This is a genomic window from Pseudomonas sp. NFPP28 (genome assembly GCF_900115535.1).
GTDB classification, from domain to species: domain Bacteria; phylum Pseudomonadota; class Gammaproteobacteria; order Pseudomonadales; family Pseudomonadaceae; genus Aquipseudomonas; species Aquipseudomonas extremorientalis.
Genome location: NZ_FOWT01000003.1, coordinates 174,391 through 195,523 on the forward strand (window position 1 = coordinate 174,391; position 21,133 = coordinate 195,523).

General features: G+C 60.4%; 14 protein-coding genes and 1 pseudogene. 7 read left to right on the forward strand and 8 right to left on the reverse strand.

Annotated elements, in window-relative coordinates; all coding sequences use genetic code 11:
- Positions 1 to 271 precede the first annotated feature (271 nt).
- Positions 272 to 3,271 (forward strand): type III effector HrpK domain-containing protein, encoded by a 3,000-nt coding sequence (locus BM110_RS09475; protein WP_093513238.1) that lies wholly within the window; start codon positions 272 to 274, stop codon positions 3,269 to 3,271.
- Between the two features lie 42 nt (positions 3,272 to 3,313).
- On the opposite strand, the gene BM110_RS09480 is transcribed toward BM110_RS09475, so the two are convergent.
- The 3 genes from BM110_RS09480 to BM110_RS09490 all read right to left on the reverse strand — a co-directional run bounded on the left by BM110_RS09480 (position 3,314) and on the right by BM110_RS09490 (position 10,994).
- The gene (locus tag BM110_RS09480; RefSeq protein ID WP_071488322.1) at positions 3,314 to 4,183 is read right to left on the reverse strand and encodes an isocitrate lyase/PEP mutase family protein; all 870 of its coding nucleotides are present in this window, start codon (positions 4,181 to 4,183) and stop codon (positions 3,314 to 3,316) included.
- A gap of 182 nt (positions 4,184 to 4,365) precedes the next feature.
- Entirely contained in the window at positions 4,366 to 9,804 is a 5,439-nt protein-coding gene (locus tag BM110_RS09485) for a WGR domain-containing protein (protein WP_093513239.1), read from the reverse strand.
- A complete protein-coding gene (locus BM110_RS09490; RefSeq protein ID WP_093120994.1) occupies positions 9,792 to 10,994 on the reverse strand; it encodes a M48 family metalloprotease in 1,203 nt (400 codons plus the stop codon). Before BM110_RS09490 ends, BM110_RS09485 begins: the two co-directional genes overlap by 13 nt.
- A 204-nt stretch (positions 10,995 to 11,198) precedes the next feature.
- On the opposite strand from BM110_RS09490, the gene BM110_RS09495 reads away from it, so the two are divergent.
- On the forward strand, positions 11,199 to 11,825 hold the full coding sequence (locus BM110_RS09495; protein WP_093513240.1) for a dTMP kinase: 627 nt from the start codon (positions 11,199 to 11,201) through the stop codon (positions 11,823 to 11,825).
- A gap of 96 nt (positions 11,826 to 11,921) precedes the next feature.
- On the opposite strand, the gene BM110_RS09500 is transcribed toward BM110_RS09495, so the two are convergent.
- Positions 11,922 to 12,671: an SDR family NAD(P)-dependent oxidoreductase gene (locus BM110_RS09500; RefSeq protein ID WP_092243554.1), complete on the reverse strand. Its 750-nt coding sequence runs from the start codon at positions 12,669 to 12,671 to the stop codon at positions 11,922 to 11,924.
- A 101-nt stretch (positions 12,672 to 12,772) separates the two neighbouring features.
- On the opposite strand from BM110_RS09500, the gene BM110_RS09505 reads away from it, so the two are divergent.
- The gene (locus tag BM110_RS09505) at positions 12,773 to 13,132 is read left to right on the forward strand and encodes a winged helix-turn-helix transcriptional regulator (RefSeq protein WP_092243557.1); all 360 of its coding nucleotides are present in this window, start codon (positions 12,773 to 12,775) and stop codon (positions 13,130 to 13,132) included.
- 60 nt (positions 13,133 to 13,192) lie between these two features.
- On the opposite strand, the gene BM110_RS30085 is transcribed toward BM110_RS09505, so the two are convergent.
- Both BM110_RS30085 and BM110_RS30090 read right to left on the reverse strand, forming a co-directional pair.
- Positions 13,193 to 14,056: a methyl-accepting chemotaxis protein gene (locus tag BM110_RS30085; protein WP_371322057.1), complete on the reverse strand. Its 864-nt coding sequence runs from the start codon at positions 14,054 to 14,056 to the stop codon at positions 13,193 to 13,195.
- Positions 14,051 to 14,830 (reverse strand): annotated as a pseudogene (locus BM110_RS30090) (MCP four helix bundle domain-containing protein); the annotation flags it as partial. The pseudogene BM110_RS30090 and the gene BM110_RS30085, both read right to left, overlap by 6 nt.
- Positions 14,831 to 14,960: 130 nt before the next feature.
- Between BM110_RS30090 and BM110_RS09515 the strand changes: the two are divergent.
- Together BM110_RS09515 and BM110_RS09520 are read left to right on the forward strand one after the other, a co-directional pair.
- Positions 14,961 to 16,169 (forward strand): multidrug effflux MFS transporter, encoded by a 1,209-nt coding sequence (locus BM110_RS09515; RefSeq protein ID WP_093513242.1) that lies wholly within the window; start codon positions 14,961 to 14,963, stop codon positions 16,167 to 16,169.
- A 139-nt stretch (positions 16,170 to 16,308) separates the two neighbouring features.
- The gene (locus BM110_RS09520; protein WP_071488313.1) at positions 16,309 to 17,166 is read left to right on the forward strand and encodes an SDR family oxidoreductase; all 858 of its coding nucleotides are present in this window, start codon (positions 16,309 to 16,311) and stop codon (positions 17,164 to 17,166) included.
- 43 nt (positions 17,167 to 17,209) lie between these two features.
- Here the strand turns inward: BM110_RS09520 and xerC are convergent, their stop codons facing one another.
- On the reverse strand, positions 17,210 to 18,124 hold the full coding sequence (gene xerC, locus BM110_RS09525; RefSeq protein WP_093513243.1) for a site-specific integrase: 915 nt from the start codon (positions 18,122 to 18,124) through the stop codon (positions 17,210 to 17,212).
- A gap of 284 nt (positions 18,125 to 18,408) precedes the next feature.
- On the opposite strand from xerC, the gene BM110_RS29305 reads away from it, so the two are divergent.
- Positions 18,409 to 18,906, forward strand: coding sequence for a hypothetical protein (locus tag BM110_RS29305; protein WP_139220320.1), 498 nt, complete (start codon positions 18,409 to 18,411; stop codon positions 18,904 to 18,906).
- 25 nt (positions 18,907 to 18,931) lie between these two features.
- Here BM110_RS29305 and BM110_RS09535 read toward each other — a convergent pair whose 3' ends face one another.
- Positions 18,932 to 19,729, reverse strand: a complete 798-nt coding sequence (locus tag BM110_RS09535) for a M949_RS01915 family surface polysaccharide biosynthesis protein (protein ID WP_093513244.1) — start codon at positions 19,727 to 19,729, stop codon at positions 18,932 to 18,934.
- A gap of 377 nt (positions 19,730 to 20,106) precedes the next feature.
- On the opposite strand from BM110_RS09535, the gene arnC reads away from it, so the two are divergent.
- A complete protein-coding gene (gene arnC / locus BM110_RS09540) occupies positions 20,107 to 21,132 on the forward strand; it encodes an undecaprenyl-phosphate 4-deoxy-4-formamido-L-arabinose transferase (protein WP_092243579.1) in 1,026 nt (341 codons plus the stop codon).
- The last annotated feature ends 1 nt before the right edge of the window (position 21,133 follow it).

The following is a 21,133-nucleotide window of genomic DNA, read 5'->3' on the forward strand; positions in this document are numbered from 1 at the left end:
TGTACGTTGAACCTGTCTTAGCCGCTCTGCTTCGACAACATCCTTTGGTTGCCGCCGCAGACTCTGCGGCGGATTTTTTCACAACATTTCACAAGCCCGGTTTGGTCCCTTCGGCACGGGTACCTCAGTGATCGGCAAGGCATGCAACACCGGCCCGGTGAGTCAGCCTGTCATCTTTCAGTAACCCTCAAGGTCTTTGCTCTCCTGACTGGCCCGACATGATCGCCCTTGACGATCGTGCCTCGGCCTCCCGTCCTCAAGGAGCACACGCATGTCAGCACCGGTCAGTAAGGCCCCCACGATCAGGAGCGTCACGGGCAAAGACACCAGCGCCGAATGGGGCAACGCGGTTGATCGGGCCAAGGCCAGGGATGCCGGCATCGAGTGGCAGCGGCCCAAGGATGACTCTCGCTCGGCCCAGGACATCATCGATGGCAGCCCACTGCTGAAAAACCTTGGCAACCAGAGCGGGGTGAAGGACAAGTTGCGCGAACGGGTCGGCGATTTCGAGCACGATGCGGACGCGGCCTACCGCGCCAATCAGGTGCTGGAGCATGTCGAGCGCTTCGACGAAAACGGCTCACGCCTGGCCGGCAATGCCATCGACAACGGCCGCGTCGATGGTTTCACCAAAGGCGGTGACGCCAGGCACGGCACCGAGGCCGGACGCCTGCAAGACTTCGGCAAATATGGTTGGGAGAACCTCAAGGGTGAACGGCAACAGGTGGACGCTGTGGGCCAGGACGGCCAGCGCCGTGAGGCCGCAGAAAAGGTCGGCATCGTCTGGGAACTGCCCGAGGGTGACACGCGCTCGGCCCAGGACATCATCAATGACAACCCATTGCTGAAAAACCTTGGCAACCTGAGTGGGGTGAAAGATGCATTGAAGGAGCAGGTCGGCGATTTCGACAAGGACCCGAACGCGGCCTTCCGTGCCAGCCAGGTGCTCGACCGGGTGGTGGGTTTTGACGAGAAAGGTAACGCGCTGACGGGCAAGGACGTGGCCAATGGCAGTATCGACGGCTTTACCAAGAGCGGCGAAGCGCGCCATGGCACCGAAGCGGGGCGCCTGCAGGACTTCGGCAAGTACGGTTTCGAGGGATTGGCCAAGCCCTCGGCCAATGACCAGATCGGTAGCTATAAGGATTTTCTCGACACCCATCCGGATGCCGACGCGGGCTCCAGGCAGATCGCTCAATACGGCGCAATCCTGGATGCCAAGTACGATTCGATCCGTGGCAAGACCGGCGGCGAGAGTGCCGTCACCGAACAGAACATCCAGGACTACCTCAAGCAAAATCCGCAGTTGAGCAAGGAAGAGAAAGAGGCCCTCAACTTCTTTGCCCGGCCCGGCGCCTTCCGCAAGCTCGATACGGCCGGCAACAGTATCGGCGACAAGCCCGACGGCAAGGTCAGCCGCAGCGACGTGCAAGCCTGGCTGAAGACCGCCGCCCCCACCGATGCCCAGAGCCTGGCCAGCCTGATCACCGACGTGGCCACCGGCACTGTCACGGGCCAGGTCGACACCCGCAAGCTCGACAAGGACATCTTCGAACATCCGGAAAACTACACGGCCGAACAAAAGGCTGCGGTGCTGCTGGAACTGCAGGAAGCGCAGAAACTGGTGGTCGACGGCGCCAACGCCGGGGTCTGGAACAGCGATTATGGCAAGGTCTCCATCGCCAACCGCTCCGGCGCGATCTGGGAGCCGCAAAAGCTGCTGCAGGACATCAACGACCACATGGCCATCTTGCAGGGCGACAAACCCACCGCCGAGTACATCAGGAACGCAGGCGACCAGGCGGTAAAGACGTTGTTTGAAGACAATCCCGGCCTGAAGGATGCGGTCACCAAGACCTACGAGGATCAGGTGAAGTCGGGCAAGGCACTGGACGCCGCGTGGGACGCCAACACCAAGGACGGCAAGACCGACCAGCACACAGCGCTGGCCGGTTTCTACGCCACCGCCACCAGCCTGCAGTCGATGCTTGGCATTGACGATGCCAAGGCGATCCAGGGCGCGGTCGCCAAATCCTCGCATAACGAAGCATTCAAGACCTTCTACAAGGACCAGTTGGCCAGTGGCGACCGCCTGCGCGAGTTGCTCAAGGACAACACGCCGGAGCAGGCCGCTTCGGAGTTCAGCCTGGAGGTGGCGCTCTATAACGCCGCGCTTGATCCGGCCTTCACGGCCCAGTATGACCAACAGCTCAATGACAATTTCTCCAGCATCGCCCAGCAGAACCTGTTCAAGGGGGCTGGCTTCGACGACATCAAGGCCGCATTCGGCAAGGACGGCGGCGCGGAGCTGGACGAAGACAAGGTCCGCAAGCTGGTCGACCAGATGCGCCAGGAAAGCCCCGAACTGCTGCTGAACCAGGACGGGACCGTGGCCACCACCGACCAGGTCCTGGCGGGCTTTCGTGGTAACTGGGACATGCTCCGCCAGGGCACCAAGGCCCTGGACAAAATGGGCAAGCTGTCGGACTTCGATCCCAACGGCGGCGCCAAGGGCGCCTACGGCAGCGGTGTGCTGCACGGGGTGAGCGGGCTGTTCCTGGCGGGTGTGACCATTGCGCGCGGGGCGCAGAGCGGTGGAAAGTTGACCACGCGCAACATCGTCGACATCACCACCGGTTCCGTGCAGACCACCACCGTGCTGATCGAGGGCGGCACCAAGGGCTACCAGGAACACCTCGCCAAGTCGATCAAGAACGGTGAGCAGACCCTCAAGGATATGAAGGACGGCAAGGTCATGCTCGACCTGCTCGATGAGGTCAAGGACAACGTCAAGGACGGCAAGCACGCCAAAGTCGTGGCGAAGAACTTTGAGGAAGCCGCCAAAGGTATCGGCGGCCTGGCCGGTATCGTCGCCGGGGCTTATGGCATTTTTGATGGCGTCAACGCGCTGCGTCGTGGTGACAAGCTGAGCGGTGGCTTCGGTATTACCGCAGGCTCGCTGGGTGTACTGGCCGGCAGCGCCTCGGCCGCGGAGGGCGGCCTTGGCTTGCTCGGGGCGAACCTGCCGCGCTTTCTCCCGGGCCTGGCGGCCACGGCGGGCGTGCTGGGCTTCCTGGCGGCTGGCGTGGCGGTACTGGCGGCCATCGTGCCCGGGCTGGTCAAGGAAGGACAGGCACAGGCCAAGTCGGACAAGTTCGGCGAGATATTGGGGGATTCAATCGAGCGTTATGGCATCGATGGGGTCAAGGACGGGACCATTGCGGATATTCCCACCAAGGATTGGCCAGGCGGGGAGCAGTGGACATCGTGAGAACGGGAGGAGGGGGGAGACCCCCTCGCTCCGAGGTTGTCTTTACTCTTTGACGTCCATGAACTCTTCCGCCCAGGCCACGTAGCTTTCCGGCAACGTGTAGGTATGCGTCAGCTCGGTGGCACTGAGGTTATCGGTGCTGTGGGTCAACTGGCGCTGGGCACGCAGGCTGTCATACGTCGCCTTGATCGCGGCAAAGTAAGCCCCGTGGCCGGCCACCACCACCCGCACGCCGAGGCTGGCCAGACGCTGGGCGTCATTCAGCTTAGGGTTGCCGTAGGTCACCAGCATCAGCGGCACCGTCAGGTTTTCCGCGATCTTCTCCAGGTGTTCGAAATCGGCCACACCCACCATGCAAATCCCGTCGGCCCCGGCTTTCTGGTAGGCCTGGGTGCGCTCGATAACGGCTTCGGTCGGCAACACACCGGCGTTGGTCCGGGCAATGATCGACAATTCGGGATCGACACGTGCTTCCAACGCCGCGCGGACCTTGCCGATGCCTTCTTCAATGGAGATCAGATCGGTGGACTTGCGCCCGAACTGTGCCGGCAGCAACGTATCTTCAATGGTCAACGCCGCCACACCGGCCCGCTCGAGTTCTTCGACGGTACGCATCACATTCAGGGCGTTACCGTAGCCGTGGTCGGCGTCGGCAATGAACGGCAACTGGGCAACGCGGCCGATGCGGGTGGCTTGCTCAACGAACTCACTCAGGGTGATCAACGCAAAATCGGGTGCGGCCAATACCTGCAACGAAGCAACGGAGCCACCGAGGATGCCGACTTCGAAACCCAGGTCGGCGGCGATACGCGCCGACATCGGGTCAAAGACGGAAGCGGTTTCAACGCAGGTTGGGTTGGCGAGCAATTCACGGAAGTTGCGGCGCAGGGCTGAGTGAGAAATCTTTGGCATGGGCTTTCCTGGTTCTGGTCATCGTCTTGTGACGATCAATGTCTATTCGTGGTGGGGCGAGATTAACATGCGGGCGAGGGGGAGATGATGACGTTTCAGCATTAGGGCAGGGGCTGGTGCATGGAGCGTGGGTTTACGGTTTGGGGGTGGACAGGCGCCCGGGGTGGGCGCCGTCCTTTCATTCATGCCTGTTCTTGATAGCCTTTACGCAGTTTCTCCGCGATCAGTTTCTCTGCTTCACGCAACGCGCGTTCGGGACTCTCCAGGGATTTGATCAGGGTCTGGCCCTTGGTGCCGATGCGGCCGAAACTCACCACCAACTCGGCGTCGGTGACACCAATACGCCAGAACTTATTGGAGTTACCTTCGCCATAGATGAACTCGCGCATCGACAGCGCCGCTTCAGGGGTTGCCGGTGGCTCGGTTTCAATCTCGCCGGTTTCCACGGTCAGTTCCGGCGCTGGCAGTGCAGGCGCTTCTTCACCCCGAAGCAGCGCTTCGATGCGCTTGAGTACGTCCTCCGGGTCGCGCAGCCAGTCATGGCTGAGCACGTCGATGATCTTCCAGCCGAAGCTGCGCAATACCGTCGGGCGGAAGATATAACGCTCACGCACGTCAGTCGCGGCTGCCGTGTCGCTGTCAAGCAGCACCCCCAGACTGAAGTATTCACCGCTGGCGTCGCTGATCGCCAGGTCACAGCGGAACTGTGAACGCCCGACATACTCCTGCACCGAATGCCCGCGTTGGCGCAACGCGACGGCGAGGGCGCTGCGCAGCGTGTCCCTGGGCAGGCTGACGGCAAAGGACTGCTTGGCGCCTGGGTTGAGGTTGGCCAGGATGCCCTGGGAGCGTGGCGCATCGCCGCTGGCACTGGCCTGGGCGAATTGCAGGAACGCGCGCAATGCGGCAGCGCCATCGTTGTGGGTATTGGTGATGGCCTCGGACTCAATGCTGGAGACAATCGCCATGCGCTTGCGCGCACGACTGAAGATCACGTTAAGGCGTTTTTCCCCGCCGCGCTGGTTGATCGGGCCGAAGTTCATCAGCATCTTGCCGTTCGGTCCCGGCGCGTAACATATGCTCAGGATGATCACATCGCGTTCATCACCTTGTACGTTCTCCAGGTTCTTGACGAACAGGCCATTGAACTGCCCGGCATCTTCACGCACGTACTCGCGCTCAAGGCGTGTGGCAAAGGCCGAATCATTGCTGGCCAGGTCTTCCAGGGCCTGCTCGATGGCGCCTTGCTGGGCCTCGGAAAAGGCCACGATGCCCAGGCTCAGGCCAGTCTCGCGTTGCAGCAGTTCACGCACCAGATTGGCGATGTAGCGGGCTTCGGCCAGGTTGCTACGGCTGAGGTAGACGCCATCGCTCATCTTCAAGAAGCTGATCGGGCTGTCGAGCAGCGTGTCGGCGCCCTGGATCACGGCCTGGGCGTCGCTGGAGTCCACAGCGGCGTGGGCCGGGGCAGGGCGCTCGATACGCCGGTCGGGAATGGTGATCAGGCGCCCTTCGTAGAACGCTGCGTTGGAGAAACTGATCAGCGCTTCGTGACGACTGCGGTAGTGCCAGGCCAGCAGGGTGGCTGGCAAGTTGCGTGCGGCCTGGCTCAGCAGGCTGTCCGCATCGAGGTTGATTGAGATCTGTTCCCCGTCCTCCATGGCAATCAGGTCATTATCGTCCTGGTCACCGGCACTGGAGAAGAAGTTGGTGGGTGGCAACTGCATCTCGTCGCCTACCACAATCACCTGCTGCGCACGGCTCAGGGCGGGCACGGCTTCTTCGCTGGGGATCTGGCTGGCCTCGTCGAAAATCACCACGTCAAACAGGTCCGGGGTCAACGGCAGGGTATCGGACACCGACAGCGGGCTCATCAGCCAGATGGGCTTGAGATCGTTGATCACTCGACCACTGTCACCACTGGCCATTTCGCGGATGGAACGATAACGCATAGTCTTGCCCAGCTCATGTTCCAGTTCGCGGCGCCCTTTGGCATAGGCTTTCTTGAACTCACGGGCCGGTGCGTCCAGCTGTGTCACCGACATCGCCGATTGCTTCACATGGTCCAGAAAACGCTGGTGCAGGGTAGCGCTGAGCACATGAGCGTTGTTCTTGAGCAGGCTGCTTTCGGCCTGGCTGACCTGGCGCGCAGCCAGGCTCAAGGCCGGGCCATCGAAGCGGGCCATCTGCGGATTGGCACGGTACAGGCGGGTCAGGTTTTCCTGGGCAATCAACCCGTCCAGCACGGGTTGTGGCAAAGCACACTGTTGCACGACCGCCAGGCAGACGGGATCGGCCTGGTGTAGCTCGTTGAGCAGGGGCAGGGTGTCGGGCAGTTCGTCGAGCTCTTCACGCAGGTCGCGCAGGTACTCGGCCAGCTCGGCCAGGCTTGGCTCCTGGTCGAATACGCAATGCTGGGCAACCAGCTCGGCCAGGCGCGCGATGGGTTGGCGCAGGCTGGCTTCCTGGCGCACACCGGGCAAGCTGCTCGGATTGCCCTGCAGGCCTTCGACCCACTTGCGCAACAACGGTGATGCGCTCAGTTGCTGCAGCAGGGCGTGCAGATTGTGCACGAACAGGTCGATATCCTGGATGCCGTAGCGACCTTGCAGGCGTTGCTGCTCGGCGTGCAGCTCGGCGGTGGCGCGGTGTTCACCGGCCAGGTTGTCGAGCACGCCGCGCAGGCTGGGGCGAATCGCGTGCTGACTGAAGTCGTAGCGGCGTTGAAGTTCGCTACGCAGGCGCCACCAACCGGGTTGCAACCAGCGCAGCAGTGAGCCTTCCTGGCGCTGTACCTGCTCCAGGGCCGCCTGGGTATCCTGGGGCTCAAGTTTCACGCGCCAGTGGCGGGTGGTTTCACGGGCGTTGTGTTGCTGCACGGCCAGTGCCTGCAAGGCGGCCTGTTCGGCGTGCAGCGTTTGGGAACTCGTTGAGCCAGGTTCCAGCAGGTCGAGGTGCGCCGCCAGGTTGGCGCCGGTCAGTTGCTCGGCAGCTTGAGTCAGCACGCACGCATCCGTCAGGCGCTTGTCACCGGACAGCAGGCTGGAGGATGACTCCAGGAACGACTCGACGCTGTCCATCAGCCCACTGGCTTGCTCCAGAAACGCCTTGAGCTGGCCGTAGGCATGCTCGTGGGTGACCAGGCTTGAGGCCAGGTGGCTGAAGGGGTGACGCGCAAAACTGTCGAGGCCGAAGCGTTCCTTGATGGTCTGATACAACCGGCCGGTCAGCTCGTGTTGTGCCTGCCAGTGCCGCCATTCGGGCAAGCGCTCCAGCGCTTCGGGCGGCAGCTGTGCAGCAACGGGTGGCAGCTCGATCAAATGACGGACCAACTCACGCGCCGAGCAGGCCAAGGACTCAGGCACCCCGGCCATCGCCTGTTCAAAGCGCTCTATCAGGCCCAGTTGTTGGCTCAAGGAGGCCAGTGTGGCGTCGCGACGCGCTTGCAACTGCACCGATTGGGCGTCGCCGGCGATCCAGCGCTCATAACACTCGCGCAGGTTGCCCACGAACGCTTTTTTGTCCGTCTGGGAGTCGTGAATCAGGCAGCACAATTCGCCCAGTTCACTCTGTTGCAGGCGATGGAACACCACGTCCAGCGCTGCGCGCTTTTCGCACACAAACAATACGCGCAGGCCGCGTGCGGCATAGTCCGCGATCAGGTTGGTGATGGTCTGGGATTTGCCGGTGCCCGGTGGCCCCTGAATGATGAAGTGACGCCCGGTCCGGGCCAGGCTGACCGCAGCGTTCTGCGTCGCGTCACCGGCCACCACGTTCCACTGGTCGGGCAGCGGGATCGGGTCTGGAGTCTGGACTTCGACGTCTCGCGGCTCAATCGAGAACATCCGGTCAAACGCTTCGTTTTGCGCGGGCTCATCGATCAGCTGTGCGTAGTCACGCACCAGCGACATCTTTCGATAGTTGAAGTTGGCCAGGGTCACCTGGGTCAGGTCGATGTCCCAGGCGTAGCGGTGCCCCTGATTCTCGGGCATGGCGAAGGTGCTGTTTTCGGTGCTGCTGGCGACCATCTGCGGATGCTGGTTGCGCAGCAAGGGTTTGGCGCCGACGGCCAGGCGCAACGGTAACTCGCTGGGCAGCACCTTTTGCTGGAACAATTGCAGGCCCAGCGGGCGGTAGTCTTCGCGGTCGTAGCTGAAATCCGGCCTGGCCAAGGGCATCGTCGAGCGCTGGCGGGCGCGACGGCGTTGGAAGTGGTGCAGATGCTGCACGGCCTTCTGGTGGATCAGTTCGATTTGCGGTTTGCTTTGCAGGCGCAACTCGACGCCAGGCTCGGTCAGTTTGATCTGGCGCGCAATGTCGGCGTGGATTTCCTCCAGGGACGTCTTTTGCAGGTCGACGGTTTCCGGCAACTGGATGTCGTAGAGCTGGCGCAATTGATGCCGCAGTACCGGGTTGAACTCAGCCTCGGTCTCATCGCACTGCAACATGAACTGGTCGCGCACGCCCTTTTTGCGACTCAGTTCCACCGGCAGCCAGAGCAGGGGAGTGACGATGCGTTCTTCCGGCGTGTCCTTGAGGTTGTGCCAGCGCATGAAGGCCACGACCAGGCGCAGGTTGCTGAAGCCGAACTCGGCGCGGTCGCGGCGGGTTTCCTGGATGATGCGTTCCAGCGACGCCTGCAACCAGGTCTGGTCTTCAAACCGCAACCATTGCTGCAGGCCAACCGGTTTGCCGCTCAACACCTGCTCGGAGAAGCCACCGAAGGTAGGCTGCCAGGTGCACAAGGCTTCGGGGCGGATACTTTCGACACGCATCACCAAGGGCACGCTGGCCACGGTCAAGTTGACGTTGGCTTGCGTCGGCCGGAAGTACAGCAGGCGATTGCGCCGCGAAAGATCAAACAAGCGATTACGCAGATGCTCCAGTACTACGGTGCGCCGTGAAGCCGGGCCTTCGGCCTGGGCCAATATACGCTCGACATCCAGGCTGGCCGGCTGTTCGCGCCAGGATTCCAGGCGTCGCACCAGTGAGCCGACATCGGTGGCGCGCTCATGGCGGTTCAGCTCGGTCATTTCAACGATCAGATTGGCCAGTACCGGGTTGAGCCGGCCGTTGAGCTGGAACAGGTTACGGCGGTGCCGGGCAAAAGCCTTGAGGTCGTTGATATCGGCGAAATCCAACCCGCACGCCAGGCAGGCCAGCAACTGGCCGAGCTGGAAAATATCGGTGATCTCGTCGTGGTGCCCGAGGCGATGCTCCCAACTGTGCAGGTCGGTGAGGAACACCGGGTGGTCAATGGCCTGATGCGGATCTTCCTGGACTTGCAAGTCGGTCACGGCCACGCCACTTTCCGAATCCCGGGTCAGGCGGACCTTGCCGACGATATTCAGTGCCGACTCTGGATTAGGCTGCACCTGCTTGATCGCTTCCAGCGCCAGCAGTGGCGGGACGCCCTCCGGATTGCGCAATTGCAGCGTGCGTTCCGGCCCTTGCAGCACATCGAGATAACTGAGTTGGGCGACACGTCCCAGTTCATGCAATTGCGCAACCTGGCGCAGTAACGGCAGCGCCAGGAACAGCACATCGTCGATGGGGACGGCGACGCCATCGTGGGTCTGCAGCAATTGCGTGAAATTGATGGGTTGGGTTATCGGTTCCATGTGTCGACCTCCGCTTTGAGCGCGCGAACGATCGGGTCGAGCTCACGTTTGGGTAATTTGATATCGCGCTTGAGCACGTTGATGAAGTCGTCGGTACTGCCGAGCTTCTTGGCTGTGCGCGCCGCGTGCAACAAGGCCTCATCCCGCAGGTCGCGGTCCACCAGGCTCAGGTCGAGCATGATGAAGTGCAGGTATTCGTGGATGCTTGCGTCGACGCGCTCGGCATTCAGCGTGCCCAGGTCCAGCGTGGTTTCGTTGTCTTTCCAGTCGGGAAAGAATCCACGTACCTGATTGAGCACCACCTCCGATTGCAGCACGGAGGTGTCGATGAAGCTGGCGATAAAGCTGCGGGTGAGGGCGGTCAGCTCGACTTGGCCGGTCACATCCAAGCGATAGAGCGACAACGGCCCGCGCAACCGGCCGTGCAGCCAGTTGTCGGTCTCCGGCACCTGCCGCCACCAGCTGTCCACCGCCTGGGAGCGCAGAAACGTCTCCGGGTGAGAAACGCCTTGGGACAACGGTGCATCCTTGCCATCCAGCTCCTGGGCCTGCTTCAGGTAACTGGCGGCATCGACGCTGACGATCCCGGTGTGAATCTTGACCAGCGAAGTAATCGACGCTTCCGGCCCGCCGGCCACCAGGGCTGCGCCTCGGTCGGCATAGATTTCGGTGTGCAGGCTATATAAACGCGCGGTCTGTTCCAGGCTCGGAGGCGTATTCATATCAGCCATGGCGTGCTTGAGAATCCGCTCGGCGGTGAGATAGTCGCCACCGTGCTCAGACCATAAGCGGTAGTGGGCCAGCTCATGTCCCAACAGCGCCAGTAACTCCTGAGCGTCGAGCCGTTCAAGAATCGGTCCGTAGAACACCACATGCACTTCACCGGCCAGGTAATACAGGCTGGCATTCATCGCGCCGTCGCCAGCCTGGTAAAGGGTCGCAGGCGCCTGGATCTGCAAGCATTGCAGCGCCGTCTCACAGGCCTGATAGGCCTGCGGGTGGGTCTCGGGGCTCAGGCGATAGGTGTCCCGCAGCAACTGCGCGCGCACATCCTGGGCGTGCTCCTGCTGAACCCCCAGAGACGAAGCCCACTCCCACACGACGGGTTCGTGGGTCTTCAGGTAATCGACCACACGCTGGTGGTAAGGCAAGGGTGTCAGGCTGCTGATATCCAGCGCAGGGGTACTCATCTTTCAAACGTCCTTGAGAGGATACGGCTCCATAGACTGCGACTGTGCAGCAGAGACTTGGGCGGGCATCCCGGTATCAGTAATCGGCAATAGACGCGGAGCATACCTAGGGGGTAGGAAAATTACTTGTGAAAGTGCTTGGATGCGTGGCCTGCTGCAAATGCAGTTAGAGTGGTGATCATCGTCCTGACCGCTGTGTGAAAAATGAATGCTCCGCTTTTTGTTTCTCTGGACGGCCCCAAAGGCACCGGCAAAACCACGTTGTTGGAGGCCGTAACGGCAGCACTGAGGGCGGACAACAAGAAAGTCATCCGGCTTTGCGAGCGAAAAAGCGATCCCTACAGAGGGGAAACCATGGCCTTGGTGAACGAACTTGCCAGAAATCCCTCGCGGGATCTGGAATGGGCTGTGTGCGAGCGCTTTGCCGAGAGTCGCAGTTGGATATCCCGGAATGTCCTGACTCGGCAGCCGTTGGGCAGCATCATCTTGATTGATCGCTGGTATCCGTCTGAGGCTGCGTTTCGACACACGATTCCGTTTGCAGAGATTCTGCGGTTGAACCTGGAGCGAAGCGTGCGAGTGCCGGATCTGCATGTCGGTGTTATCACCGCGCCGGGTATTTCATGGGCGAGAGCAACGGCACGATCACGAGGATTGGGCGGCACTGTGATTCAGAAGTATGCAGAGCATGTTGCATGCACAGAGATGTTCGAACGGGCGGTTGTGGGTCAGGGCTGGGTGTTGTGTCGTAATGAAGGTGCGATTGAAGAGGCAGTGAAGCAGGTGGTTGCTGAGATCCATAAAGTAGCTGAGCGATTAAGCCTAGAGTAATACATGATTTAACATAATATACATTATGCGTAATATCGTATTGCGCAATCAGAGGCAGTGCCCGTCAGATTTCAACGGGCAAAACCCCTGTCATGCTTAAACCTGAGCAAAGCCTCCATCGACAAACATTTCACTGCCCGTCATGAAGCTGCTCTCATCCGATGCCAGGAACAACGCGGCGGCTGCCACTTCTTCAGGTTGACCAATGCGGCCCAGTGGAACCTGTGCCGTCATGTCGTCGATAATCGCTTCCTTCTGGCCCGTGCCTGACAACGCCGAGTCCAGACCTGGTGTCGAGATCGGGCCTGGCGACAGTACGTTCACACGAATGCCGGTGCCTTTGAGATCCAGCGCCCAGCTCCTGGCGAAATTGCGCAGCGCCGCTTTGGTGGCGCTGTACACGCTGAACGCCGCGGTGCCCATCGTTCCGGTGGTCGATCCGGTCAGGATCACGGAACCGCCGGCCTGCATGAGTGGCAAGGCTTTTTGCACGGTGAACAGCGTGCCTTTGACGTTGATGCCGAACGTGCGGTCGAATGATTCCTCGGTGATCGAGCCGATCGGTTGGAAATCCCCCAGGCCTGCATTGGCAAACAGTATGTCAACCCGGCCCTTGGCAGCTTTGACCTGGGTGAACACACGGTCCAGGTCGTCCAGCTTGGCAATGTCGGCCTGGATGGCGATGGCTTCAGGCCCGATCAGCGTCAGCGCCTTGTCCAGTTCTGACTGTCGACGACCTACAATCACCACCTGTGCGCCTTCAGCTGCAAAGCGAATCGCGGTTGCCAGGCCGATGCCGCTGTTGCCGCCGGTAACCACTGCGATTTTCCCGTTGAGCTTGCTCATGATGACTCCAAGAAAGAATGTTGAGGCGCAACTCTAGATCCGCTCTATTCTTTTGAATAGTATGCACCTTTTAGTAAGTACCCTTGGGAGACACCTCAATAATGGCAAATAAGTCATTCAACTGCGGACTTGAGGCTGCCCTGGCGGTGATTGGCGGCAAATGGAAGCCGCTGGTGCTGTTCAACCTGGCGCAGAATGTTCATCGATATGGAGAATTAAGACGCGCGATTGGCGGTGTGACCGATAAGGTGCTGATCCAGCAACTCAAGGAATTGGAGCGCGATGAGATCATTTTTCGCGTGGATTTCCAGGAAATACCGCCCAAAGTCGAGTATTCCCTGACACCGTTCGGGGAGTCCCTGGCGTCGGCGTTGGGTGGATTGTGCCAATGGGGTACGCAGCATATGCAAACGGTAGAGCGCATCGCAGCACGGCGGACGTCTGCCCTCTCCCATTCCTGAGCCCCCTGCCCTGATTGCCAACTCAACTAAATGACTATTTAGTTGAGTTAAATCAATAGGTTACAAATGAAACCGATCAACTGACTGCGAAAGCTTACCGGCCAGGCCGGACAACTCATCCGTTGTCGACGCCGTTTGGCCAATGACGCGACTGTTGTTTTCCGACATGCCCGCAATCATCTCCACCTGGTGCGCAATTTCGTTGCTGGCCAGGCTCTGTTCACCAATGGTGCGGGAGATATCGTTGACCATTTCCGTGGTGTTCAAGGTGGCTTGCAGAATCTCGCGAATCGCCCGCTCCACCTCGGCGGTCACCGCCATGCCCTTATCCACCTGAGCCACGCCCTCCTCCATGCTGGTCACCGCTTCGCGCGTGCTCTGCTGGATACGCTGGACCATGCTGGCGATTTCCAGGGTGGAAGCACTGGTGCGGCCGGCCAGACTGCGAACTTCATCGGCGACCACTGCGAACCCCCGCCCCTGTTCACCGGCGCGGGCGGCCTCGATCGCGGCATTCAGGGCCAGCAGGTTGGTCTGGTCGGCGATCCCCTTGATCACTTGGATAATGCTGAAAATTGCCTCGGACTCCTTGTCCAGCGTACGAATCACCTGGGCCGACTGCTGCGCGGAGCGGGCAATGCCGCCCATGTCGTTGACCACCTGATGAATCACCCGCCCACCGTCCTTGGCCAAGGTCTCAGCCTGGTTGGCCATGTCCAATGCGCGCCCGGCATGCCGAGTGATTTCCTCGATACTGGCGGTCATTTCACTCGCGGCCGCGGCCATGGTGCTGGCCGCCGCACTCTGTTGCTGGCTGCTGCCGGCCACTTCATGGCAGCCGTGGCTCAGTTGCTCGCTCATGCCACTGACGCCGTGGGCGTTGCTGCGCACCACTTCGATCATGCCGCGCAAGTCCCGTTGCATGGTGGCGAGGCTGCGAATCAAGGCGCTGGCTTCATCTTTGCGCCGGGGTTCGACAATCGCTTCGCTCAAGTTGCCCCGCGCAATGCTGGCGGCAATGCGGCTGGCGGCCTGCAATGGCGCCATGATGCTGAGCATCACCCAGCGCCCCTGGGCCAACAGCAGTAAAAGGCTGGCGATCAACACTGCGCCCAGGGTGAAATTGGCGTTGCTGATGGTCTGCCGTGTGCCGACACTTGTCTGCTGGGTGTTGGTCTCGATCAGTTCGCTCAGCGCGGCCATTTGATCTTCAAGCTGGGTGAAAGCGGCATTGAACGTGCCCAGTTCCGCGCGAGCGGCTTCGGGATTGTCCAGCGCCAGGGCGACGATGCGCTCGCCGGTGGCGATGTAGTTGTCCAGGCTCGGTTTGATTTTTTCCAGGTTGGCCTTGAGCGCAGCGTCCAGCGGAAGCGCGAGGTTATCCGACAGTACCTGGCGAAAGTGTTCGGCGTGTTCCTTGAGCGAAGCGTTGACCTCGGCCGGTGTGCTGGTGCTCTTGCCCAGGCCCACCAGCATCGCCGACAACACATCGGCGCGCAGGGCGTCGTGCATCATGTCGGCTTCCATGTGGTTGCGCAGTACCGTCATGCTGACCTCGCTGTCCTGCACGGCATCGCCCATCCGTGAATTGCCCAGGTAACCGGTAAGGCTCATGATCAAAGCAGTGAGCAAGCCAGTCGCTATCAACAACATCAAGCGTAGTTTGATCGTCATGCAAAAATCCCCTTGCCTGGTCATCCGGTTGGGAGCCCAACCGCAGACGCCCCGCTTCTGATGTTATCGGCCACCGTCCCTGGTTATTGAAGCCTAAGTTTGCGGATCTGCGTGGATCCCTTAAGCTGACCCCCTTTTACGTGCGGAACCGCTCATGTCTCGACGTATCGCCCACCTCGCCCTGCTACTGGGGTTGATCACCGCCGTCGGCCCTTTCGCCATCGACATCTACCTGCCCGCACTGCCGACCCTCGGCGCGAGCCTGCATGCCTCGCCGGCGCGGGTGCAGATGAGCCTGACGGTGTTCTTCGTGATCGTCGGCGTATGCCAGTTGTTCTACGGGCCGGTCAGCGATGTATTCGGGCGCAAACCGCCGATCTATGCAGGCCTGGTGATTTTTGCCGTGGCCAGTGTCGGGTGCGCCTTGGCGCCGACGATCGAAACCCTGATCGCCTTTCGCGCCCTGCAGGCCTTCGGCGCGTGCGCCGGCATGGTGATTCCCCGGGCCATCGTGCGTGACCTGTACACGGGGCATGAGGCCGCGAAGTTGATGTCCTTGCTGATGCTGGTGATGAGCGTCTCGCCGATCCTCGCGCCATTGGCCGGCAGCCTGGTGATTTCGCTGTGGAGCTGGCGCGAAGTATTCGCCGTGCTGGCGGTGCTCGCGCTGGCGTGTTTGGTAATGACCATCGTACAACTGCCCGAAACCCACCCTGCCGAACGCCGGTTGGGCAAGACCCTGGGTAGTGCCTTCAGCAGTTATGGCGCGTTGTTGCGTGACCCGGTATTCATCGGCCTGTCGGTGGTGTGCGGCTTTGGCCTGGCGACCTTCTTCGTGTTTATCGGCAGCGCGCCGTTCGTGTACATCGAGCATTACGGCCTCACACCCACGCAGTTCAGCCTGGCCTTTGCGTTGAACGCCGCGTCGTTTTTCGCCATGAGCCAACTCACTGCACGCCTCAGTGCGCGCTTTGGCCTGGCGCCGTTGATTCTTTGGTCGGTAGCGGCTGTGGCTGCAGTGATGGCTGTCCTGGCCGTCACTACGCTGTGGGTCGACAGCCTGGCCCTGACCATGGTCTTGCTGTTTATCGGCTTCGGCTTTCTCGGCCTGCTGCTGCCGGCCGCCGGGGTATTGTCCCTGGAGGATCATGGTGCCGTGGCCGGTTCTGCCTCGGCCTTGCTCGGTGCGATCCAGATGATCATCGGGGCCCTGTCCATGACCCTGATCGGGGTGTTCGCCGATCACACGCCGGCGCCGATGCTGATCGGGATTGCGCTGTGCGCCATAGCAGCGATGCTCACCACGGTGTGGACACTGCGGCGCCTGCCGGTTCACCTGGCGAGCGCCCCGCCCTCGTCCTGAGGGCGGCCCATGCACTTGAGGTTGGCGTTGCCTGGGTCCAACGCCAACCACTCGTCGGCCCTCGGCGGCATCCGTTACAACTATCAACCGGCCGGCAACTACTAATCCCATAGCAACTTTGGAAACTATGGAGATTGACATGACTGATTACCCTCACCCTCCCTTCGCCCCCCAAGCGCAGACCGTACCTGGTTCGCAGAAGAAAATGGACCCGTACCCGGATTGCGGTGAACAGAGCTACAAGGGCTCCGGACGGTTGGCCAACAAGATCGCCCTGATCACGGGGGCCGACAGCGGCATTGGGCGCGCCGTCGCCATCGCGTTTGCCCGTGAAGGCGCCGATGTGGCCATCGCTTATCTGGATGAGCACGAGGACGCCAGGGAAACTGCGCGTTGGGTCGAGGAAGCCGGTCGCCAATGCCTGCTGCTGCCCGGCGATATCGCTCAGAAAAGCGTGTGCCACGAACTGGTCGACAAAACGGTCGAGCAATTCGGCCGTATCGACGTGCTGGTCAATAACGCAGCGTTCCAGATGAGCCACGAGACTCTTGAAGAAATCTCGGACGAGGAGTGGGTCAAGACCTTCGATATCAACATCACCGCAATGTTTCGCCTGTGCAAGGCAGCGGTGCCGCATATGAAGGCTGGCAGTTCGATCATTAACACCACGTCCGTCAACTCAGACATGCCCAAGCCGACGCTGATGCCGTATGCGGCCACCAAGGGTGCGATTGCCAATTTCACCGGTGGCTTGGCGCAGTTGCTCGGCAGCAAGGGTATACGCGTCAACAGCGTAGCCCCGGGCCCGATCTGGACGCCGTTGATCGTGGCGACCATGACCGATGAAGATGTGCAGAGCTTCGGCAGCGAAACCCCGCTGGGCCGCCCTGGCCAACCGGTGGAAGTCGCGCCGATCTATGTGTTGTTGGCCTCGGACGAAGCCAGCTACATCTCCGGATCGCGCTACGCGGTCACTGGCGGCAAACCTATTCTCTAAAACTGCATCGCCCCCCCCTGAGGGGGGGCTGCAATCGTCAACCCTACAGGTCAAACCGGTCCACCGCCCGCCGTCGCTCATTGTCGTCACGCACGTCATAGCTGGCGGTGGTCTGGATATTGGTATGGTGTGCGAGCTTCTGCGCGATCGACAGGTCATGCTCCTCGATCACCCGGGTGATGAACGAGCGACGGAAGTCATGGGGCATGATCTTCACGCCCACCTGTTCGCCGCGCTGGCGGGCGATGTAGTAAATGGCGTGTTTGGTGATGCGCTCGCGGGTGATGTGGCTGCCACGGCGGATACGGTTGAACAAGAAGCTGTCATCCTGCTCGCCCTCCTTGAGCTGCTCGCGCCGAAACGCCAGCCACGCCTGCAATTTGGCGAACGCCCAGTCCGGCGCGTACTTGATCAACTCCTTGTTGCCCTTGCCGATCACCCGCAGGCTGCGCTCTTCGAAGTTGATCTGGGCCAGGTCGAGGTTGACCGATTCCGACTTGCGCATGCCGGAGCCGTAGAGAATACCGATCACTGCGGCGTCTCGCAGGCCCTGGGGCCGTGGGTCGGCGGCGCAGACTTCCATCATTTCGCGGATCAGGCTGCGCCGCAGGTTGCGGCCCTGGCCCAGGCGCGTGCCGGGTGCAGCCTTGACCGTGCGCATGCGCAACAGGTGCTCCTGGCTGATCAGGTTCAGGCGCCACGCCTCATTCATCACCCCGCGCACCGCGTTCACATACAACGAGGAGGTATTCGGCGCATAACCGTCTTCGCGCAAGGCGGCGACCAGGGCAATGACGTGTTCGGGCTGCAGCAAGTGCCAGTCGATGTCTTCGAGGTTGATGTCCTCGAAGCCCAGGCGATCGGCCGCATCTTGCAGCACGTAGCGCATGGTCAATTGGCTGGAGGGGGCCAGGCGGGTGAGGTAGAGGGTCAGCGGGTTGCGGATAGACTCAGTCAAGCTAGATCAGCCTTTGGTTTAAATACACCATTTAACTGATTGTTAAATCGACATATTTACGATTGAACAGGGCAAAGAAGTCTAGCCCATGACTGCCGCTGGTACAAAGTACTGAAACGTACCGCGAGGCGGTGCGTCACCGCATCAGGTACGCGCCCTATTGTCCTATGGAGCGATAAGCCTAATCACTACCGGTCGAAGCATTTTCCTATGCTGCTTTGTAGGCGCCTTGCTTTATTTTCAGCTTTTCATCCCTGCTCATTCACTCAGACAAAGGTCACTTTATGCCTATTGACACTCCTACCTCGCGTTATGCGAACCCTAATCCCTGGGCTGTCAAGCACTCCTCCATTGCTCCAGACAGCCAGCCTCCTGCGTACAACACAACACTGTATGCCCCCTCGTATTTTGCGACGGTGGAAAACAAAGCCAAGGTTGATATCTCCCGGGATGACTTCAACCAGGTCAATAAGCAGGTCAATGCGCTCGATAGAAAAATCGAAAAGATAGAGCGATTTTCAACCCGATATCCAGCCGCTATAACAGGCAAAGACACTCAAACATTGCGCCAGACAATGCTCAACCTGCGCAATCATGTAGCGACTGGGAACGGCAAAAGCAATGAAATGCAGGCATTGGCCCAAACGGTCAACAATCAAACGACAGCCATTGCACTGAAAGCGTTACAGGGCGTGCAGAAGAATGAACATGGCACGCCGGCTTTCGCTCAGAATCTGCAATTGCTTTCAGATGTCGAAAATATGCAGCAAAAAAAATACTGATGGTTTTACCTTGAGGCCTTGGCAGCTAGTCGGGCTCAACCGGGCCGTCCTCGGTTTGCGGTTGGCTCCAAGTCTCATCCTGTTTCTGCATCAACGCAAACCATTGGGTGCGCATGAAATCCAAGTACGGAGCAGGCGCCTTGGCAAAGTCCTTCTCATCGCCATAACACCCCGGCAACGGCAACTCGGTGCCCTGCTCCTTGTACTGGCTGACCAGCGCCTGCTGAGCGGCCACGCTGCAGTCCTTGGGCAGCGGCATGCCGCGCAGGGCGCCGGCCTCTTCGTCCCACCAGGCCGCACCGACGCGGTCGACCCCACGCAGGCGGTACTTCTGCGACTTGCCGACGTGCATGATCAACTTGAATTCGTTGGGGCTGACATCACTGGTGCAGGTGCGCGAATAGCCAACGGTGGCCTGGGTGATGCCGTCGCCAGTGAGGTCGGTGACTTTGGTTGCAGCCCGGTCAAAGCGCAGGGATGCATCGAATTCGCAATGCTGCACATCGTCGTAGAGCATCCATACGCGCTTGGGGCGGTTGCCGTCGATCAGGTACTGGGCCGCATACACGAATGCCGACTGGGTGCCATCGTCATCGCGCTCGCTGACTTGTTCGGCGAGCACCAGCAGGTTCTTGCCTTGTTTATCGTCCCAGGTATACGCGGCGATCTGCTTGCCGCGCACTTCCACGCCGTCCGGCACCTGGTCGATGCTGGTCAGCGCCACCCCGTCATCGGCGCGTACGGTGGTGACGCACGCGACGCTCATCAACAACCCCATCAACACTGGCCGCAATTGGCCGCGTAAAAGCTGCACGCTTTTCATCCGTTCACCCTGGCAAGAGACGGCTTACTTTACCGGCACTTGGCGGGCATTGCAGAGAATATTCTTTACTGAACACCGGATTGAATAACATCGCGTCGCGCTCGCCCGGACGCCTTGCCTGGCACCTCGTCCACTTAGCTGAACCCTAGCTGTCTACCTGTCAAATAAACGAGTTTTTCATCTGCCTTTCATATCTGTTCCACATTTTTACGCTTAATCTTGGATACAGCACTTCATAGAAAACCGCGCTATATCGTCTAACCTCTTGATTACGTTCTATCTTCAGTGCCGCTTTCTAACCTGCATTCTGGACGTTTGCCTAATGATTGCTGCTGTTTCCACGCTCCAAGTTGCTCTAACCCCGAGGTCATGAATCTTTGAAACCCTACCCTATTCATTGCGTGTCGATCGTTATCCCGGTCTACAACGAACAAGAGAGCCTGCCTGAATTGCTGCGCCGTACCACCGCAGCCTGCAAGCAACTGGCCTACGAATACGAAATCATCCTGGTGGATGACGGTAGCCGCGACAATTCGGCCCAACTGCTGGAAGACGCCGCCTCGGAAGACGGCAGCAACGTGGTCGCGGTAATTCTCAACCGCAACTACGGCCAGCACGCGGCGATCATGGCCGGTTTTGAGCAATGCCGAGGCGAAGTGGTGATCACCCTCGACGCCGACCTGCAAAACCCGCCCGAAGAAATCCCGCGCCTGGTCGAGCAAGCGGCCCTGGGCTACGACGTGGTTGCCACCGTGCGCAACAATCGCCAGGACTCGGCCTTCCGCCGCTGGCCATCGCGCCTGATCAACCTGGCCGTGCAGCGTTCCACCGGCGTTGCCATGAGCGACTACGGCTGCATGCTGCGCGCCTACCGCCGCACCATTGTCGACGCGATGCTCGCCTGCCGTGAGCGCAGCACCTTCATCCCGATCCTGGCCAACGGCTTTGCCCGGCACACCACGGAAATCCTGGTGCACCACGCCGAGCGGGAACACGGCGAATCCAAATACAGCGCCATGCGCCTGATCAGCCTGATGTTCGACTTGCTGACCTGCATGACCACTACCCCGCTGCGACTGCTGTCCATCGTCGGCTTCAGCCTGGCGGCGCTGGGTGTGCTGTTTGCCTTCGCATTGATCATCCTGCGCCTGGCCTTTGGCGCCGACTGGGCTGGCGACGGTTTGTTCGTGCTGTTCGCGGTGTTGTTCGTGTTCACCGGCGGCCAGTTCATCGGCATGGGCCTCTTGGGTGAATACCTGGGCCGCATGTACAGCGACGTGCGCGCCCGTCCGCGCTTCTTTATCGAAAAGGTGCTGCGCAACCAACCGGCAGCACCGGCTCCCGTGGTCGTCGTAGACGGCCTGGTGTCCTCCCATACTTCTACTTCTGCTGATCAGGTCTAAT

Bases quoted from the DNA above. Each gene is read 5' to 3' on its own strand.
- BM110_RS09475 (WP_093513238.1), top strand. From the start codon at position 272: ATGTCAGCACCGGTCAGTAAGGCCCCCACGATCAGGAGCGTCACGGGC.
- BM110_RS09480 (WP_071488322.1), bottom strand. From the start codon at position 4,183: ATGCCAAAGATTTCTCACTCAGCCCTGCGCCGCAACTTCCGTGAATTG.
- BM110_RS09485 (WP_093513239.1), bottom strand. From the start codon at position 9,804: ATGGAACCGATAACCCAACCCATCAATTTCACGCAATTGCTGCAGACC.
- BM110_RS09490 (WP_093120994.1), bottom strand. From the start codon at position 10,994: ATGAGTACCCCTGCGCTGGATATCAGCAGCCTGACACCCTTGCCTTAC.
- BM110_RS09495 (WP_093513240.1), top strand. From the start codon at position 11,199: ATGAATGCTCCGCTTTTTGTTTCTCTGGACGGCCCCAAAGGCACCGGC.
- BM110_RS09500 (WP_092243554.1), bottom strand. From the start codon at position 12,671: ATGAGCAAGCTCAACGGGAAAATCGCAGTGGTTACCGGCGGCAACAGC.
- BM110_RS09505 (WP_092243557.1), top strand. From the start codon at position 12,773: ATGGCAAATAAGTCATTCAACTGCGGACTTGAGGCTGCCCTGGCGGTG.
- BM110_RS30085 (WP_371322057.1), bottom strand. From the start codon at position 14,056: ATGCAACGGGACTTGCGCGGCATGATCGAAGTGGTGCGCAGCAACGCC.
- BM110_RS09515 (WP_093513242.1), top strand. From the start codon at position 14,961: ATGTCTCGACGTATCGCCCACCTCGCCCTGCTACTGGGGTTGATCACC.
- BM110_RS09520 (WP_071488313.1), top strand. From the start codon at position 16,309: ATGACTGATTACCCTCACCCTCCCTTCGCCCCCCAAGCGCAGACCGTA.
- BM110_RS29305 (WP_139220320.1), top strand. From the start codon at position 18,409: ATGCCTATTGACACTCCTACCTCGCGTTATGCGAACCCTAATCCCTGG.
- BM110_RS09535 (WP_093513244.1), bottom strand. From the start codon at position 19,729: ATGAAAAGCGTGCAGCTTTTACGCGGCCAATTGCGGCCAGTGTTGATG.